Raw genomic sequence first — 17132 nt, forward strand, 5'->3', positions numbered from 1 at the left:
CCTCTGCCTTCCTTTTTTATGCTTTCTATTCTTTCACTTTTGGCTTCTAGCTTACCCATCTTATCTTTTAACGTGGCCAACGTTCTTTACGTTCCATTAAAGTATTAAAAGGAGTGTGCGGTTCTGATTGATACCAGTAAGCTACGGTAGCTACATCATCTTCTCTTTCAAACAATCCACCATAATACACTCCAATTTGCTGAATCGTTACTTTTAACTCCTCTTCAAAAAGAATTGGGTCCATCACATGCCAACGATAGAAACTTCTCTGGGGCAAATGGTCATCATTATGATAATCGTTATGGACAAAATTATCGTGACGAGAATAATAAGGATAACCCATAAACGGTGTGCAATAAGTATTTTCTTTTGTTTTACCGTTCTCTTGTGTGGCAAAACTCCATGCTCCTCCAAAATAATCCTCTGTTCCTGTTCCACAAATAGTAGGATATTCTTCATCGCCATCTAAATAGAATTTAACTTCGCCCTCACCGTACCAATATCGTTCCAAAGCTGTTAGTGCCATATACGTCCCTACATACTGTCCTTTTCCTTTTACACCATCTAGAATGACATAATCTCTACCCTTTTCAGTCAATCGCTGTCTTCTCCACTGAGCGTGAAAATAGCCAATGTTCTGAGGAAGTTCATCGTACAGGCAATAGTCTACTTGATAAAAAAAGGCTTTAATATCTTCATCGTTTTGATTCTCAATGGTTATTTTTGCGTTTTTCATAAAAGGCATAGAAAAGTAGCAGTTAAACCCTCTAGTCGGATTCACAACAATTGGCATAGAATTAACACAATAAGAAGCACCAAAACCACAGCAAAAAAAATCTCCCAAAGGGCTCTCTACTGAAGGCGTTTCTTCTCCATCCCAATACATACGTAATACTAAATCTCTCAATACATAACGATTGCCTTCGCTAGTACGATCTGTCACAGTCATCCAGATATGCTGGATGACTCCAGGTCCTTCTATTTCTGCCAAGGTAACGGTTTCTCCCGCCAATAAATTTGGAATACAGGGAGATCCTTTTCTCTTAGGTCCTAAGTCACTGGCAGCCATTCCGCCTTTGCCCTTCTCGCCATGCTTATTTTCCCAGTTAATTGCTCTGCTTCTCCCGCCTGATAATATTGGTAAAGTCTCCATACTATTATAAAACATTGTTATAGCCACCTCATATAATCATACTTTATACCGTATTCTTCAATCTACTTTAACATCTAGTCTTTGCTAATCTTCAACAACTAACCCTTATCATTTTTTATTACGTCTTTAGACTTTAGTGATACGTAAAGTCATATACTCTTTACCTGGCATTTTGACATCAAATTTTCCACTAAAAACACCTAAGTCTTGAATCGTCATGTCCCATGTATCAATCAATTCCACTTGATAACTAGAAATATCATCAAAATAAAGTGTCCTAAACGACGGACGCATAAAGCCATAATATATTAAATAATAATTTCCGGCATTCATGCCTTCAACTGTAGCAGCACTTTCATCCCAGTTTCGCTGAACACGTTTTAGCCCATAGCCCGGAATTTTTGCTAAGACCTCATCATGTAAAAACTTAATCCTTGTCGGACTATCCCCATGCAATTCTCCGCCATGCGACCACCAAAGAACGTCTTGCGGGTGGATATATGTTTCGCCATGACCCGCATATCCCCCTCGAACGGTCGCTTCCCAAAATCTTCTTACCAGTTCTTTTCCACTGATATTCCCCCAGCCTTGATCAATATTACCTTCATAAGCAATTTCATCTAAAACGACAGGTTTTTGATAGCGTTCCCGATACTCATCTGTTAACTCAGCGCATTTATAAACATCTTGTCTTTGTATGCTGCAGTGTGTAATCCAAGGCCGAGCGTAATCGTAAAAAGGAATGCAGTTATGAATAGAGCGAAGATGGTTATATTTATCTTTTTCGCAGAGAATAGATGCGTATCTTTCCCAATCCTCTAGCGTCTTTTTAGGAAATATATCATATTCATTCGCAAGTGACCACCATACATTTCGATAAGCACTAAACCGCGCTATTACGTATCTCCAATAAAGGTCATCTTGTTCTTTACTCATTTGCGAAAATCCCCAACGATCATAGGGGTGCATGACAATAATATCTGCTTCAATACCTAACTGGCAAAGCTTTTCAATGCAGTTTTCAAAGTGAGAGAAATGCTTTGGGTTAAATCGTTCAAAGTCCCATTTATTACCCGGTTGAATTTTCATCAATTCACTATATTCTGTAGAAATATCTTTATTGATTTCACAAGGTGTACCCTCATACGGGTAGCTAATCGGTTCGTTGAAATTATGTATGTAATGCTTTGGAAAAACACAAAACCGAATTTTATTAAAATAGCCTTTGGCTAACTCTTCTAAAGTTTTTTTCTGTATGGCTTCTGGCTGATGTGTCCATACATAACAGGTTGTACCTACCGAGAAGTAAGGTGTACCATCTTCATACGCAAAATGAAATCCATTCACTCGCACTGGACCGTGGTTTTCTGTCGACGCCGGCTTTACAATAAAGTTCCCAGCTACTTCTCCCTCTAAAAAACTACCTGACAATACAAATGAATATTCTCCTTCAAACGAGGGCATAAAACGAAATTTATAGATACCAACGCCATCATAAAAGCCATCCGTCTCAACTACTTCATTTTTTCCTATAAACTTACCACAACAGTGTTGTTCTGTAAAAGGATTTCCTGCTTGCGGTCCAGGTAAAGAAATTTCAAACACACCCCATTTTTCCACTTCAGTCTTGCAGTTTACTGCTATCACGTTAAACTCACTCCTTTATCGCTTGTCTTTACAGTGACTATTATATCAAATCACAAAGGACAAATACAGATAGTTTTACTATCTAATTTTAATATTTTATAGGTAATTTGGTAAATCAATGGTTTATAATCTGTATTTGGGCTATCTATTAAATAAAATAATAATGTTTCTTCTTATTGCAAATTTTGGGATTTACGTGTATAATATCTCTATAATAATCAGGAATTATAAAATTATTTCCTGTAAATTTGTAAAGGAGAATTATGATGGACAAATATGTATGCACAATTTGTGGCTATGTTTATGATCCCGAAGAAGGCGATCCCGATAGCGGAATTGCTCCCGGAACTGCTTTTGAGGATATTCCAGAAGATTGGATTTGCCCAGTCTGCGGCGTAAGCAAGAGCGATTTTGAATTAGCTTAAGAGTAGATAGAACATAAAGCCGTACCTTTATCAGGTACGGCTTTATTATTTATTGTTCTTTTTATTTTGACTAAAAGTGGGGGTTATAAGTGTTTTGCAACTATTCATAAAAAGAAGCGCCTAAAAAGGTTTTTAGACGTTCAGTCTTAGGCTCGGAAAACAAACTTTCCGGTGTGCCTTCTTCCGCTATAATGCCATCATCCATAAAAATGACTCGGCTAGAAACATCTCTTGCAAATCGCATTTCATGGGTTACAATTATCATGGTGATATTCTCTTTGGCTAAATCTTTGATGACAGAAAGAACTTCACCTGTCAGCTCAGGGTCAAGTGCACTGGTAGGCTCGTCAAAACAGAGTACTTCGGGGTTCAATGCTAGTGCGCGGGCAATCGCTACACGCTGTTGCTGTCCCCCTGAAAGCTCACACGGATAGTTTAATAATTTATCTGAAAGGCCTACGCGATCAATTAAAGAACGAGCGGTGCTTTCAATTTCTTTTAGTATCTCTTTTTTGTTTGTCTTATAGTCTGGTTTAGATTTTGCCAGAAGTTTGCTCGCAAGCATAACATTTTCTAATACATTGTATTGAGGAAACAGATTAAACGATTGAAAAACCAAGCCAAATAACAACTGACTTTTTCTACGCTCATCTGCGTTTTTATAAAGCTCATTTTCAGCATCAAAAATAAGCTGTTGATCCATAAAAATTTTGCCCTTATCTGCCTGTTCTAAAAAGTTGATACAACGCAGTAGTGTGGTTTTGCCACTTCCAGAAGAACCTATAATAGAAACTACTTCTCCTCTTTCTACTGTTAGGTCTATTCCTTTTAAAATCGGTATATTTGCAAAACTTTTTTCTAAGCCCTTAATTTCTAGTAAAGACATGATTAATTTTATCCTTTATAGTAATTTAATCTTTTTTCTAACCAGCCAAACAAAATCGTTAGCACTCCGCTAAATAACAAGTAGAATATGCCTGCATAAAACAAAGGCCAGATTAATCCATCCGAAACGAAATCTTGTGCATGACGAATAAGCTCTCCTACTGCAATGATTCTAGCTAAAGAAGTGTCTTTTACCAAAGTGATTACTTCATTGCTCATAGAAGGCAAAATACGTTTTACAATTTGCATAAGAATAACTTTAAAGAAAACTTGCGATTTTGTCATGCCTAATACTTGACCAGCCTCATATTGTCCCTTAGAAATACTCTCAATCCCGCCACGGTAAATTTCGGAAAAATACGCTGAATAATTAATGACAAAAGCTACTACTACTGCGCCCATTCTGGATTCTGAAGGAATGTTAAAAAGCATACCTGGCATATAAAACACGATTATAATTTGAAGCATCAGTGGTGTACCGCGAATAATCCAGACAAAAGCCCTTGTCAATATAGACAAAGGCTTAAATTTAGACATTGAACCAAAGGCTACTACAAGCCCTAGGGGTAATGACATAAGAATCGTTAATACAAATATAAATATTGTTGTTTGAAAGCCTTCCCACAGAGAAAGCGTTACATTCCAAAAAGACATATAAATTTCCTTATTGATTAAATATTTCCATAAATGGATTATTTCAAATTATCGGCTAGCTCTTCACCTAAATTATATTTTGCAGCAATCTCGCCCAATTTTCCACTTTCTGCTAGAGTTTCAATCGCAGCATTTACTTTTTCAAGGGTAACAGGGCTATCTTTTCTAAAGCCAACCGCATATTCTTCAGGAGATAGTTCTAATCCTTCTACAATCATTAAATCACTGTAATCTGAGCCTTCTGATAGCATTGATTTTGCCATTGTATAGTCGATAACAGCTACGTCTGATGTTCCTGACTTTACCTCAAGAAGTGCATCGGTTTGGAATTCAACAGAAATATAGTCGGCATCTTTCAGTTTTTCGTCACCTTGTATGGCGCTCTCACCTGCTGATTTTGTTTCTGCTGTCAACTTGGCAGTTGCCAAATTTTCTATGGTTTTAAACTCATCGGCACGCTCTTTTTTAACAACAGCAACCTGTTTATTGACAACATAAGGAACTGAAAAATCAAATTCTTTCTTACGCTCTTCTGTAACGGTAAATCCATTCCAAATTGCATCAATTTTTTTAGACTTCAGTTCAGTTGTTTTTGTATCCCAATTGATTTGTACAAATTCAGGGGTTATAGCAAGTTCTGCACATACAGCTTCAGCAAATTCTGTATCAAAACCAACTAGTTTACCGTCATCGTCTTTATAATTCATCGGTTGAAACAAGGTATAGCCAATCACCATTTTTTTACGATTCTCTATGTATTCCCAATCTTCTTTGGATGAAGAACAGGCTGCAAACGATAGTACAACCATCAGTAGTGCAAAAAATAATGAAAGAGCCTTAGTCGTTTTTTTCATAAAAATTCTCCTAGATTGTTTACTGTATCTACAGTTTATCATGTTACTATAGTAAAGTCAACCTCTTTTATTTAAAATTTTAGATGTTCAATCTTACATGATATAGCGTTAACCAGTTTCTAATGTTTCGTACAGCTCTCTTTCAAAGATAAAAAGTGTCAATACTCGTTTATGAATGAGCATTGACACTTTTCTTTTTTATCGTATAAGTGATATAAGCAATCTAGATTTTAACTTTCAAGATAGCCCTCACAATGTGCATAATTTACCTAACAAAAACTCATGCACCTCTGCCGCAGCTAGTTTTCCTTCTTGAATGGCCCACACAACTAGACTTTGGCCACGTCTCATATCTCCTGCGGCAAATACCTTGTCTGCAGAAGTTTGAAAACGATTGAGTGGCGTTTTCACGTTACTTCTTGCGTCTCTCTCCAAAGATAATTCTACTGGCACCGTATCTTCAGGTCCAAGAAATCCCATCGCTAGAAGTACAATATCGGCTTTCCACACTTTTTCACTGCCGGGAATCTTTTTGGGTATCATCCGTCCTTGCTCATCTTTTACCCATCCAATTTTTACTGTATGCACTTCTTTCACGTTTCCTTGTGCATCACCGACAATCTTTTTGGTTGAAATCAGATATTGTCTCGGATCACTGCCTGCAACGGCAATTGCTTCTTGCTGGCCGTAATCTACTTTTAGCTTTTTAGGCCACTCAGGCCAAGGATTGGTGGCAGATTGCCGAGTTTGGGGCATCTCTGGCATGATTTCAAATTGATACACACTTTGGCATCCATGACGCAGTGATGTTGCTGCACAGTCGGTACCTGTATCACCACCGCCTATGATAATGACATTTTTATCTTTTACATCTATAAATTTCTTATCTTTCAGCTGTGAATCTAACAAACTTTTGGTATTGGCAGAAAGAAAGTCTACCGCAAAATGAACACCTGACAGCTCTTTTCCTTCTACATTCAAACCTCTGGCTTTTGTTGCCCCAGCACACAGCAGCACCGCATCATACTCTTCTAGAAGCTGTGCTGTAGAAATGTCTTTACCAACTTCTGTATTTAAAACAAACTCTATACCGGATTGCTGCATCAGCGACAAGCGTCTTTCAATGATGCTTTTATCTAGCTTCATGTTAGGAATTCCATACATCAAAAGTCCACCGGCTCTATCATGCCGTTCATAGACAGTTACTTGATGTCCTAGCATATTCAAATAGTGTGCAGAGGAAAGGCCAGCAGGGCCTGAACCAATGATAGCCACTTTTTTGCCGGTTGCAGGAGCCTTTTTGATTTTCACATACCCTTCTGCAAAGGCTTTTTCTATGATTTCATATTCGATAGCACTAATCGTTACCGCTTCCATATGATAGCCTTCTGTACAGGAGCCTTCACAAGGAGCAGGGCAAACTCTTCCTGTAAATTCAGGGAATGGATTGGTTCTGGATAGACGACGATAGGCTTCTTCCCACTGACCCTTATACACTAAATCATTCCATTCCGGAATTAGATTGTGCAAAGGACACCCAGCGGTTGCTCCTCCTAGAAGAGTACCTGCATGACAAAAAGGGATTCCACAGCTCATACATCTAGCGGCCTGTATTTTTATTTCTTCTTCTGTTTGAGGGATGCGGATTTCACCCCAGTCTTTTATTCTTTCATCAACTGCTCTTTTTTTATAATCTATTCTTTCATAATCTAAAAAACCGGTTGCTTTTCCCATGGTTTATTCCCCCTTTTCTGCCATACTTCTTACAAACGCTTCTTTTAATGCTTCGTCACCAACTAAACCGTCTTGATAAGCTTTGTCAATATTCTGACGGATTCTTTTATATTCTTTTGGAATAATCTTAGTAAAGCGTTTTACATAAGCTTTGCGATGGCTCAATATCTCTTTTCCAAAGGCACTGTCCGTGTAACCTACGTGCCTGGCAATTAGCTCAAACAGTTCATTTTCTTCGCTCTCAGATTCTACATTCTCTAACAATACAATCGATTGGTTGCAGTAGTCTGCATCAAAATCTAGAACATAGGCTACGCCGCCTGACATACCAGCCGCAAAATTCCGACCTGTTTTGCCAAGGATAACAGCACGGCCGCCTGTCATATATTCACAGCCATGGTCGCCTACTCCTTCGACTACCGTATCAGCGCCACTGTTACGAACGCAGAAACGTTCTCCCGCACGGCCATTGATATAAGCCTCACCAGAGGTTGCACCATAAAAAGCAACGTTGCCGATGATGACATTTTCATGTGGATTGAATTCTGATTCCACGTTTGGCTTGACGATGATTTTACCACCGGAAAGACCTTTTCCGATATAATCATTGGAATCGCCCTCAAGCTTGAGGGTTAATCCTTTTGGCGCAAAGGCACCAAAACTTTGTCCGCCTGAACCTACAAAATGCAGTTGAATTGTGTCTTCGGGAAGCCCTGCTTCTCCATAGCGACGAGATATTTCGCTGCCAACCAATGTGCCAACCACACGGTCAGTATTATGAATGGCAAGTTTAGCTTGAATGGGTTTGCCGTCATCCAGTGCTGATTGGCACATTCTCAATAATTTCTTGATGCCGAGTGACTTCTCAAGCATATGATTTTGCTTCTGCGTAGCATAAATGCCTACATTGGGTTCTACATAGGGCTGATGCAGCAGTCTAGATAAATCTAAAGACGACGCTTTCCAGTGAGAGCTGTTATCTTTCATCTTGAGGCGATCTGTTCGCCCAATTAATTCGTTAATCGTTCTGAATCCTAGCTTCGCCATGATTTCACGCATTTCCTGGGCAATAAAACGCATGAAATTCTCGACATACTCTGGCTTACCTGTAAAGCACTTGCGCAGTTCTTCGTTTTGTGTAGCAATACCGACTGGACAAGTGTTCAAGTTGCAAACACGCATCATCACGCAACCAAGTGCAATAAGCGGTGTGGTGGCAAATCCATATTCTTCGGCACCTAGCATAGCCGCAATTACAACATCACGTCCTGTCAGCAGTTTTCCGTCTGTTTCTAACGTGACACGATCACGCAGTTTATTCAAAATGAGAGTCTGGTGCGTTTCAGCAAGACCGAGTTCCCACGGAAGTCCAGCGTGTTTAATGCTGGTCCATGATGCTGCTCCCGTACCGCCATCGTAACCGCTGACCAAAATAACATCAGCTTTACCTTTGGCTACACCAGCTGCAATGGTACCGACACCGACCTCTGAAACAAGCTTAACGCTGATTCGAGCATCTTGGTTAGCATTTTTTAAGTCATAAATCAGCTCTGCCAAATCTTCGATAGAATATATGTCATGATGAGGGGGCGGTGAAATTAATTCTACGCCAGGAGTCGCATGACGTACTTTGGCGATTTCAGGATAAACCTTACGTCCGGGCAACTGTCCGCCCTCTCCCGGTTTTGCTCCTTGCGCCATTTTAATTTGAATTTCTTGTGCATTGACAAGATAATTACTGGTAACACCAAAACGTCCTGAAGCCACCTGCTTAATAGCACTTTTCTTTGAATCGCCATTTTCCATTATTTGGAAACGATTAGAGTCTTCTCCACCTTCACCGGTATTGCTTTTACCGCCTAAACGGTTCATGGCAATTGCCAAACACTCATGGGCTTCTTTGCTGATTGATCCATAAGACATCGCACCAGTTTTAAATCTTTTTACAATAGAATCGACAGACTCCACCTCTTCGATTGGAATATTGCGTCCTTTTTCCCAATCAAATTCTAACAAGCCTCGAAGTGTCACTGATCTGCCCTGATTAATTTCATGAGAGAAATTCTTGAAAAGAGTATAATCTCCTTCTCGACAAGCACGCTGCAACAGATAGATAGTTTCAGGGTCATAAAGATGCTCTTCACCGTCATCTTTGCATTGGAACAAACCACCTGTCTCGAGTGTATCCGTATAAGGATAGCTTTCATCAAAAGCACTTTCATGACGCATGGCATTTTCTTTGGCAATTTCTTTCAGACCAATACCCTCAAGTCTTGTAGGAGTTGCCGTGAAATATTTATCCACTAAATCTTTTCTAAGACCCACAGCTTCAAAAATCTGTGCGCCGTGATAGCTGTGAATTGTTGAAATTCCCATTTTAGTCAGCACTTTTAAAATGCCATGTACAGCTGCATCAATATAATTCAGCACACAATCTTCTGCGCTATTGCCTTTAATGACACCATGGTTATACATATCTTCTACGGTTTCATAAGCAAGATAGGGATTGACCGCTGTTACACCATAACCAATTAATGTACAAAAATGGTGTACTTCTCTTGGTTCTGCCGATTCAAGTACCAAACCAACCTTTGTGCGAATTTCTTGTCGAATCAGATAATGATGAAGTCCAGATGAGACCAGCAGTGCAGGAATAGCCGCATTATCTTTATCCACGCCTCTATCCGATAGAATCAAGATATTTGCACCTTCCGCAATGGCATTGTCGGCTTCTTTAAAGATTCTTTGTAGCGCTTTTTCAATTCCTTTTTCATTTTCTGTGACAGAATATAATAGTGACAATGTCACACTTTTGAAATTTTCGTTATCCAAAGATTGGATGGATGCAAGCTCATCATTAGTCAAAATAGGATGCTCTAAATACAAGCCCGCTGTATGGCCTTGATTAGGATTCAGCAAATTGCCCGCGTTGCCTAAAATCACACTGCTAGACGTAACAATTTCTTCACGAATGCCATCAATGGGAGGATTTGTCACCTGTGCAAATAGCTGCTTAAAGTATAGATATAACATCTGTGGCTTTTCAGACAGAACGGCAAGCGGAGCATCCATGCCCATTGCCCCAACAGGATCGTGTCCTTGTTCTGCCATAGGACCAATTACCTTTGTAACATCCTCATAAGTATAGCCAAATGCTTTTTGAAGAGCTAATCGCTCTTCAGCTGATAAGACCCAATTTTCCGCTTTCTTTGCAGACATATCTTCTAACGTGAAAATATGTTTTTCATTCCACTGTGCATACGGATATTGTGTTGCAATTTCATGTTTGTTTTCTTCATCAGAGATGATTCTTCCAGCTTCGGTATCAATTAACAGCATTTTGCCTGGCTCAAGTCTGCCTTTATAGCGAACATTTTCAGGTTTAATGTCTACAACCCCTACTTCTGAAGCCAGAATCACGCGGTCATCTTGTGTCACATAATATCGTGAAGGGCGGAGACCATTTCTATCTAACACACCGCCTACAAGCCGTCCATTGGTAAATGCCATGGCAGCAGGGCCGTCCCAGGGTTCCATCAAGAAGTTCTGAAATGCATAAAAATCCTTCTTTTCACTGCTCATAAGAGGATTCTTTTCCCATGGCTCAGGAATCATCATCATAATGGCTTCTGGCAATGACCGACCTGTTAGATATAAGAATTCTAAGCTATTATCAAACATGGATGAATCGCTTCCTTGATCATCGATAACAGGATATACCTTGCTAATATCGTCAAACAAATCAGAATCCATACATTTTTGTCTAGCTTTCATCCAGTTCACATTACCGCGAATGGTATTAATTTCTCCATTATGCACAACATAACGATTCGGATGAGCACGCTCCCAGCTGGGGAATGTGTTGGTACTAAACCGGGAATGAACCATAGCAAGTGCTGAAACACATTCTAAGTCAGAAAGATCAAGATAGAAATTTCTTAGCTGCTCTGCGGTAAGCATTCCTTTATATACAATTGTTTCAGAAGAAAGACTGGCAATATAAAAGCTGCCGCCGTTTTCTTCACTAAGCGGAATAATAGCCTTTTCAGCCAATTTGCGAATGACATACAGCTTTCTTTCAAAATCAATACCGGTAGGAACCTCCGGCCCTTTTTCGATGAATACCTGTAGAAATCTTGGCATAACACCCAAAGCGCTTTCACCAATACTGCTTTTATCAATGGGCACTTCACGCCAGCCTAAGACTTTTAATCCTTCTGCTGCTACAATTTCTTCAAAAATCGCCATTTGCTTTTGGCGCAATTCTTTGTATTTATGAGCAAACATCATCCCTACGCCATATTGTTTCTCTCCAGGGAGATTAAACCCAAGTGCGTCACATTCTCTCTTAAAAAAGATGTGTGGTATTTGAATAATAATACCTGCGCCGTCACCTGTATTTTCCTCTGCTCCGCTAGCACCTCTATGGTTTAGATTTTCTAATACGGTGAGAGCATCTGCAATTATTTCATGAGATTTTTTCCCCTTGATATTAACGACGAAACCCATGCCGCATGCATCATGCTCCATTTGCGGACTATAAAGCCCCTGTTCTTGCGGCAAATTATTTTTTGACATATCTTCACACCCTTGCCTTAATTTGAAACATTCTTGTTAATCTTATATTATTTTATGACAGTTTTATTCTTGGTAATTAAATTTTAATAAATCATAAATATTGTAATCCTGTATTCAATAATCATACTATGTTATTACTCAATTTTCCCAAATAAATTGAATTGGATTTTTATCGATTCATTCACATATTCGCAAATACTTTTCTGTTCTCATAACTTTGTAAAATACATTTGGGCAATGTCTGTTCATCTTTTTTTTCATTTGTTATCACTCCTTAAATATAAAAAATGGCGCAACAGTGTTAACTGTAGCGCCATTGCTATCTTTAAACGTAATTATGCCATATGGATTTTTGTTTGTCAAGCAATAGGGTAAAACTAGCTTTCTAACAAGTTATTCCTTATTTCTACCGATTATTCTTATGCACTGTTCTTAGCCTTGACTTCATTATCGAAAAAAGCTATTATACAACCAAACTACCTAAATTTAATTTTTATTTTATAAATCACTTTGCAGACTATTTTATAAGGAGATTCACCATGAAATTAACTAGTAATCAAATGCGTGAAGTCGAACAAGCTGCCGTAAACGGCGGCATTAGTTGGATAGAACTAATGGAGAATGCGGGCACTGCCGCTGCCGAAGAAATTCAATCCAAATTTGATATTTTCGGCAGATCAATCGTCATATTATGTGGAAAAGGCAACAATGGCGGTGATGGCTTTGTAATTGCTCGCAAATTTTATCAAGCTGGTGCTAATGTAATTGTCATTTTAATGGCAGGTGAACCTAGTACAGAACAGGCAAAAGAAATGCTAAGGCGTATCGCTAATGACAATATCCAAATAATCAGGCTAGATGCCGAACCTGATTTAACTGCCACTGCTATTTTGAACGCTTCCCTAATTATCGACGCCGTTTATGGAATTGGTTTTCATGGTGCTTTACCAGACTGTCTTCGTCGCTTTTTTCAAAGAATCAATAAAATTCACACACCGGTTGTCGCCATTGACATTCCCAGTGGATTAGAATCAGATTCAGGTCACTATGATTCTGATTCTTTGCAGGCACAGTTAACCATTACCTTCACAGCGACCAAACCTGGGCTGGAATCTCCTGCTGCCTGTGAGATTTATGGGCGAGTAAAAATAGTATCTATCGGAATTGACAAAGCTTATCTAAAACCTTATTCTGCAGAATCATTCTCTTTCATCACAAAAGAGAAGGTACAAGACTGCTTTTCTCCCCGTCCTGCAGATGCTAACAAAGGAACATTTGGGCGTGCTCTTTTGTTTTGTGGGAGCAAAGGTATGATGGGGGCTGCTATGCTGTCCGCTGGTGCCTGTCTCCGCTGTGGAGCAGGTTTAACTGAACTAGCACTCCCTCATTCTCTCTACCCTATTGCTGCTTCTCATCTGTGTGAACCGATTTTTACTTTGTTGGCAGAAACGGATACGGGTGACTTTTCTCTTCACAACACAGAATTGCTGCGCTCAAGACTTCAACTGTCCTCTGCTGTGGGAATCGGATGCGGATTGGGATTTTCTCGTGGTTCAGAAGAACTTGTTCTCGACTGCCTGACACAGGCTACATCTCCAATTGTTTTAGATGCGGACGGCATTAACATTCTATCTAAACATTTAGAAGTACTGAAAACCATCTCCGTACCTATGATTATTACTCCTCACCCCGGAGAAATGAGCAGATTAACCGGAAAAACGATAGCAGAAATTCAAGCAAATCGCATAAAGACAGCACAAACTTTTGCAGAGGAATGGAATGTTATTGTAGTCTTAAAAGGAGAAGAAACCGTTATTGCTATTCCGGGAGAACCTCCTCTTCTTAATACAACAGGAAACCCCGGTATGGCAACAGGCGGTAGCGGCGATGTTCTGACTGGCATGATTACTTCTCTTTTAGCACAGGGAATGTGCCCTACTGAAGCCGCTATGTGTGGTGTTTATCTTCATGGACTGGCTGGTGATCGAGTGGCTGCCAAACTTTCACAACACGCGATGCTGCCCAGTGATTTAATCAATGAACTTTCCTCTCCATTTTTAGAGATTGAAATCCAAAAATAGTATTATCCTATAAAAAGCAGGTAGACTTCTGAAAAGTTTGCCTGCTTTTTCACTCGTATTATTATATCCTATAAATCGCATGGGTAACGGCTTATTGAATATTAAATAAGCGAGGTTACTAAATCTCCCATTTCAGAACAAGTCACTTTCTTTATGTTAGTCTCTTTTGTGGCAATGTCAGCTGTCCTTGCTTGCTTTAAAGCTGTTACCACTGCTTTTTCAATTCTTTCTGCCGCTTTCGGCTCACCAAGAGAGTAGCGAAGCATCATAGCAACAGACAGAATAGTAGCCAAGGGATTAGCAGAATTTTGACCGGCAATATCAGGAGCAGAACCATGAATTGGTTCATAAAGTCCGCTTCCGCTCTCGTTTAAACTTGCTGAAGCTAACATACCAATGGAGCCGCTAATCATAGAAGCTTCGTCCGAAAGAATGTCTCCAAACATATTGGAGGTCACGATTACATCAAACTGTGAGGGGTTGCGCACAAGCTGCATAGCGCAGTTGTCAACATACATATGGCTTAGTTCAACCTCGGGGTAGTCTTTTGCTATTCTTTCTACTGTTTTTCTCCAAAGCCTAGAAGAATCCAGTACATTTGCTTTATCTACACTGCAAAGCTTTTTATTCCTTTTCCGCGCCATCTCGAAAGCAGTTTTAGCGATTCGCTCGATTTCAGGGACAGAATATCTTTCTGTATCATAAGCAGAAATAATTCCATCTTCTTCGTTTGTACCACGCTCTCCAAAATAAATGCCGCCTGTCAGTTCACGCACCACCATAATATCAAGACTCTCTCCTATAATTTCTTCTTTTAAAGGAGAAGCACTCTTGAGCGGTTCAAAAATCACAGCAGGACGTAAATTAGCATACAATCCCAAAGCTTTGCGAATGGCAAGCAGTCCTACTTCCGGTCTTTCTGCCCCTGGTAGAGTATCCCATTTATATCCTCCAACCGCACCAAGTAAAACGGAATCAGCCCCTTTACAAATATCAATTGTTTCTTGCGGCAATGGACAACCTGTTTCATCAATGGCAGCTCCGCCAATTAAAGCTTGCTGATATTCTACATCAAAGCCAAATTCTTCAGCCGTTTTAGATAACACCTTGGTTGCTTCGCTTACAATTTCAGGTCCAATCCCGTCGCCTTTTAGCACTGCAATCTTATATTTTTTCATAACAAACCTTCCTTTTATCCAGCAAAAAATAACAGCCGCTTTTGCTTATTCTATTGATTCATATACATTTATCGATTTGATTCCTGACGGTTGATAGCACATAAGATACCTTTAATTGAAGCCACACTAATATTACTGTCAACCCCTACACCAAACACGCTTTTGCCATTATGAATCAACTGAATATAAGAAACAGCTTGAGAATCTGCTCCATCTGAAATAGCATGCTCATTATACGATTTGAACGAATAGCCGTCGAAATTGACTGTACGCAGTCCGTTGAAGAAAGCATCAATAGGGCCATTTCCTTTCCCATCAATTTCTTTCATCAAACCATGTTTTTCAAGAATCCCCTTGAACTCTACCACGACATGGTTGTCGTCTTCTCTTTCTTCAAATATCTTGTATTTCAATAAATGATAAGGCTCATAAACATCCATATATTCATCTTTAAACAAGTCATAAACCTCTTGCGGTGCAATTTCACGACCTGCTTTGTCACAGGCAGCTTTTACATAAGCACCAAATTCGGCATGCATTTCTTTAGGCAGCGTATAACCAAAGTTTTGTTGCATGATAAAAGCTGCACCGCCTTTTCCGGACTGGCTATTGATACGAATAATGGGTTCATATTCACGTCCGACATCTGCTGGGTCAATTGGTAAATATGGAATTTCCCAATACTGTGTTCCGCTGTTTTTCATGTACTGTGTACCTTTATTGATAGCATCCTGATGTGAACCCGAGAAAGCGGTAAAGACTAATTCTCCTGCATAGGGGTGTCTTTCATGCACTTTCATATTGGTGCATCTTTCATAAACATCTTTGATTTTGTTCATCTGAGAAAAGTCGAGTTCAGGGTCAACGCCTTGTGAGTAGAGATTCATGGCCACATTCATAATATCTGTATTTCCTGTTCGTTCTCCATTGCCAAAGAGTGTGCCCTCTACTCTCTCTGCTCCTGCCATGACAGCAAGCTCAGTTGCAGCTGTCGCTGTGCCCCTATCATTATGCGGGTGAATGCTAATGATGGCTGAATCTCTGTGTTTTAAGCGGCGGCAAACATACTCAATTTGGTCGGCATAGGTATTGGGGGTTGACACTTCTACAGTATTCGGCAAATTTAAAATGACTTTATTTTCCGGGCTGGCTCCCAATGCCTCTACAACACGGTCACAAATTTCCACAGCATTATCGACTTCAGTTCCTGAAAAGCTTTCCGGTGAATACTCATATCGAATATTCATGCCTGTTTCAGCAACCATTTCATCTGTCAGCTCACGAATCAACTTAGCAGCACTGACAGCAATGTCAATCACTCCCTGCATATCCGTATCAAACACAACTTTTCGCTGTAAGGTAGAGGTGGAATTGTAAAAATGTACAATCACATTTTTTGCCCCCTTAACAGCATCAAATGTTTTTCGAATTAAGTGTTCTCTGGCCTGCACTAAAACTTGAATTGTAACGTCATCAGGAATTAAATTCTCGTCAATGAGTGTTCTCAAAATCTCATATTCGGTTTCTGAGGCTGACGGAAACCCAACTTCAATTTCTTTAATTCCTACTTCCACTAAAGTATTAAAGAATAGAACTTTTTCTTCCAGATTCATCGGATTCACCAATGCCTGATTGCCATCGCGCAAATCAACACTACACCAAATCGGAGCTTTCTGTATCACTTTGTTCGGCCATGTTCGGTCCATCAAGGCAATCGGGTTAAACGGAATATACTTTTCAAAACTTTTTTTCATGTTGGTTCCTCCAGAATCTGATTTTTTCAAATTTTATAGTAGCAAGGACTTATAACAGTAATTTGAAAAACAAAAAGCCCCGAACACAACTTTAGTTGCATTCGGGGCAAAAAATACTTTTTCGCGGTACCACCCGTTTCAACATATGCTTTCGCATATGTCCTTTAGAGCCTCTAACAAGGCCGCAGC

11 protein-coding genes and 1 other annotated feature (1 of these 12 running past the window's edge) are annotated in these 17132 nt (G+C 39.6%); of the genes, 2 read left to right on the forward strand and 9 right to left on the reverse strand.

Translation table 11 applies throughout. The features are described 5' to 3' along the window. Positions 1-67: 67 nt before the first annotated feature. Positions 68-1168: a glycoside hydrolase family 172 protein gene (locus CS931_RS02845; protein WP_099204241.1), complete on the reverse strand. Its 1101-nt coding sequence runs from the start codon at positions 1166-1168 to the stop codon at positions 68-70. A gap of 111 nt (positions 1169-1279) precedes the next feature. Continuing rightward, positions 1280-2800, reverse strand: a complete 1521-nt coding sequence (locus CS931_RS02850; RefSeq protein WP_099204242.1) for a DUF5605 domain-containing protein — start codon at positions 2798-2800, stop codon at positions 1280-1282. A 266-nt stretch (positions 2801-3066) separates the two neighbouring features. Between CS931_RS02850 and rd the strand changes: the two genes are divergently transcribed. After that, positions 3067-3225 carry a rubredoxin gene (gene rd, locus CS931_RS02855; RefSeq protein ID WP_099204243.1) on the forward strand — a complete coding sequence of 53 codons (159 nt, stop codon included), beginning with the start codon at positions 3067-3069 and terminating at the stop codon, positions 3223-3225. Between the two features lie 100 nt (positions 3226-3325). Here rd and CS931_RS02860 read toward each other — a convergent pair whose 3' ends face one another. From CS931_RS02860 to gltB, 5 genes are all read right to left on the reverse strand, one after another. Further along, positions 3326-4111 (reverse strand): amino acid ABC transporter ATP-binding protein, encoded by a 786-nt coding sequence (locus tag CS931_RS02860; protein WP_099204244.1) that lies wholly within the window; start codon positions 4109-4111, stop codon positions 3326-3328. Between the two features lie 8 nt (positions 4112-4119). Continuing rightward, positions 4120-4764 carry an amino acid ABC transporter permease gene (locus tag CS931_RS02865; RefSeq protein ID WP_099204245.1) on the reverse strand — a complete coding sequence of 215 codons (645 nt, stop codon included), beginning with the start codon at positions 4762-4764 and terminating at the stop codon, positions 4120-4122. Between the two features lie 38 nt (positions 4765-4802). Beyond that, positions 4803-5618, reverse strand: a complete 816-nt coding sequence (locus tag CS931_RS02870) for a transporter substrate-binding domain-containing protein (protein WP_159459726.1) — start codon at positions 5616-5618, stop codon at positions 4803-4805. A gap of 249 nt (positions 5619-5867) precedes the next feature. Further along, a complete protein-coding gene (locus tag CS931_RS02875; protein WP_099204247.1) occupies positions 5868-7352 on the reverse strand; it encodes a glutamate synthase subunit beta in 1485 nt (494 codons plus the stop codon). Between the two features lie 3 nt (positions 7353-7355). Then, positions 7356-11930 (reverse strand): glutamate synthase large subunit, encoded by a 4575-nt coding sequence (gene gltB, locus CS931_RS02880; RefSeq protein WP_099204248.1) that lies wholly within the window; start codon positions 11928-11930, stop codon positions 7356-7358. Positions 11931-12469: 539 nt separating this feature from the next. Between gltB and CS931_RS02885 the strand changes: the two genes are divergently transcribed. Then, entirely contained in the window at positions 12470-14011 is a 1542-nt protein-coding gene (locus tag CS931_RS02885; RefSeq protein ID WP_099204249.1) for an NAD(P)H-hydrate dehydratase, read from the forward strand. A gap of 101 nt (positions 14012-14112) precedes the next feature. Here the strand turns inward: CS931_RS02885 and leuB are convergent, their stop codons facing one another. Further along, entirely contained in the window at positions 14113-15189 is a 1077-nt protein-coding gene (gene leuB, locus CS931_RS02890; RefSeq protein ID WP_099204250.1) for a 3-isopropylmalate dehydrogenase, read from the reverse strand. A gap of 68 nt (positions 15190-15257) precedes the next feature. Then, complete coding sequence (gene leuA, locus CS931_RS02895) at positions 15258-16943, reverse strand: 2-isopropylmalate synthase (RefSeq protein WP_099204251.1); 1686 nt, start codon at positions 16941-16943, stop codon at positions 15258-15260. Between the two features lie 99 nt (positions 16944-17042). Continuing rightward, positions 17043-17132 (reverse strand) — a binding site (T-box leader); it runs 152 nt beyond the window's last position.

Source organism: Scatolibacter rhodanostii (assembly GCF_900197595.1).
Taxonomy (GTDB): Bacteria; Bacillota; Clostridia; order Oscillospirales; family Acutalibacteraceae; genus Scatolibacter; species Scatolibacter rhodanostii.

Coding starts and splice junctions, on each gene's coding strand:
- CS931_RS02845 (WP_099204241.1), bottom strand. CDS start 1,168: ATGTTTTATAATAGTATGGAGACTTTACCAATATTATCAGGCGGGAGA.
- rd (WP_099204243.1), top strand. CDS start 3,067: ATGGACAAATATGTATGCACAATTTGTGGCTATGTTTATGATCCCGAA.
- CS931_RS02860 (WP_099204244.1), bottom strand. CDS start 4,111: ATGTCTTTACTAGAAATTAAGGGCTTAGAAAAAAGTTTTGCAAATATA.
- CS931_RS02865 (WP_099204245.1), bottom strand. CDS start 4,764: ATGTCTTTTTGGAATGTAACGCTTTCTCTGTGGGAAGGCTTTCAAACA.
- CS931_RS02870 (WP_159459726.1), bottom strand. CDS start 5,618: ATGAAAAAAACGACTAAGGCTCTTTCATTATTTTTTGCACTACTGATG.
- CS931_RS02875 (WP_099204247.1), bottom strand. CDS start 7,352: ATGGGAAAAGCAACCGGTTTTTTAGATTATGAAAGAATAGATTATAAA.
- gltB (WP_099204248.1), bottom strand. CDS start 11,930: ATGTCAAAAAATAATTTGCCGCAAGAACAGGGGCTTTATAGTCCGCAA.
- CS931_RS02885 (WP_099204249.1), top strand. CDS start 12,470: ATGAAATTAACTAGTAATCAAATGCGTGAAGTCGAACAAGCTGCCGTA.
- leuB (WP_099204250.1), bottom strand. CDS start 15,189: ATGAAAAAATATAAGATTGCAGTGCTAAAAGGCGACGGGATTGGACCT.
- leuA (WP_099204251.1), bottom strand. CDS start 16,943: ATGAAAAAAAGTTTTGAAAAGTATATTCCGTTTAACCCGATTGCCTTG.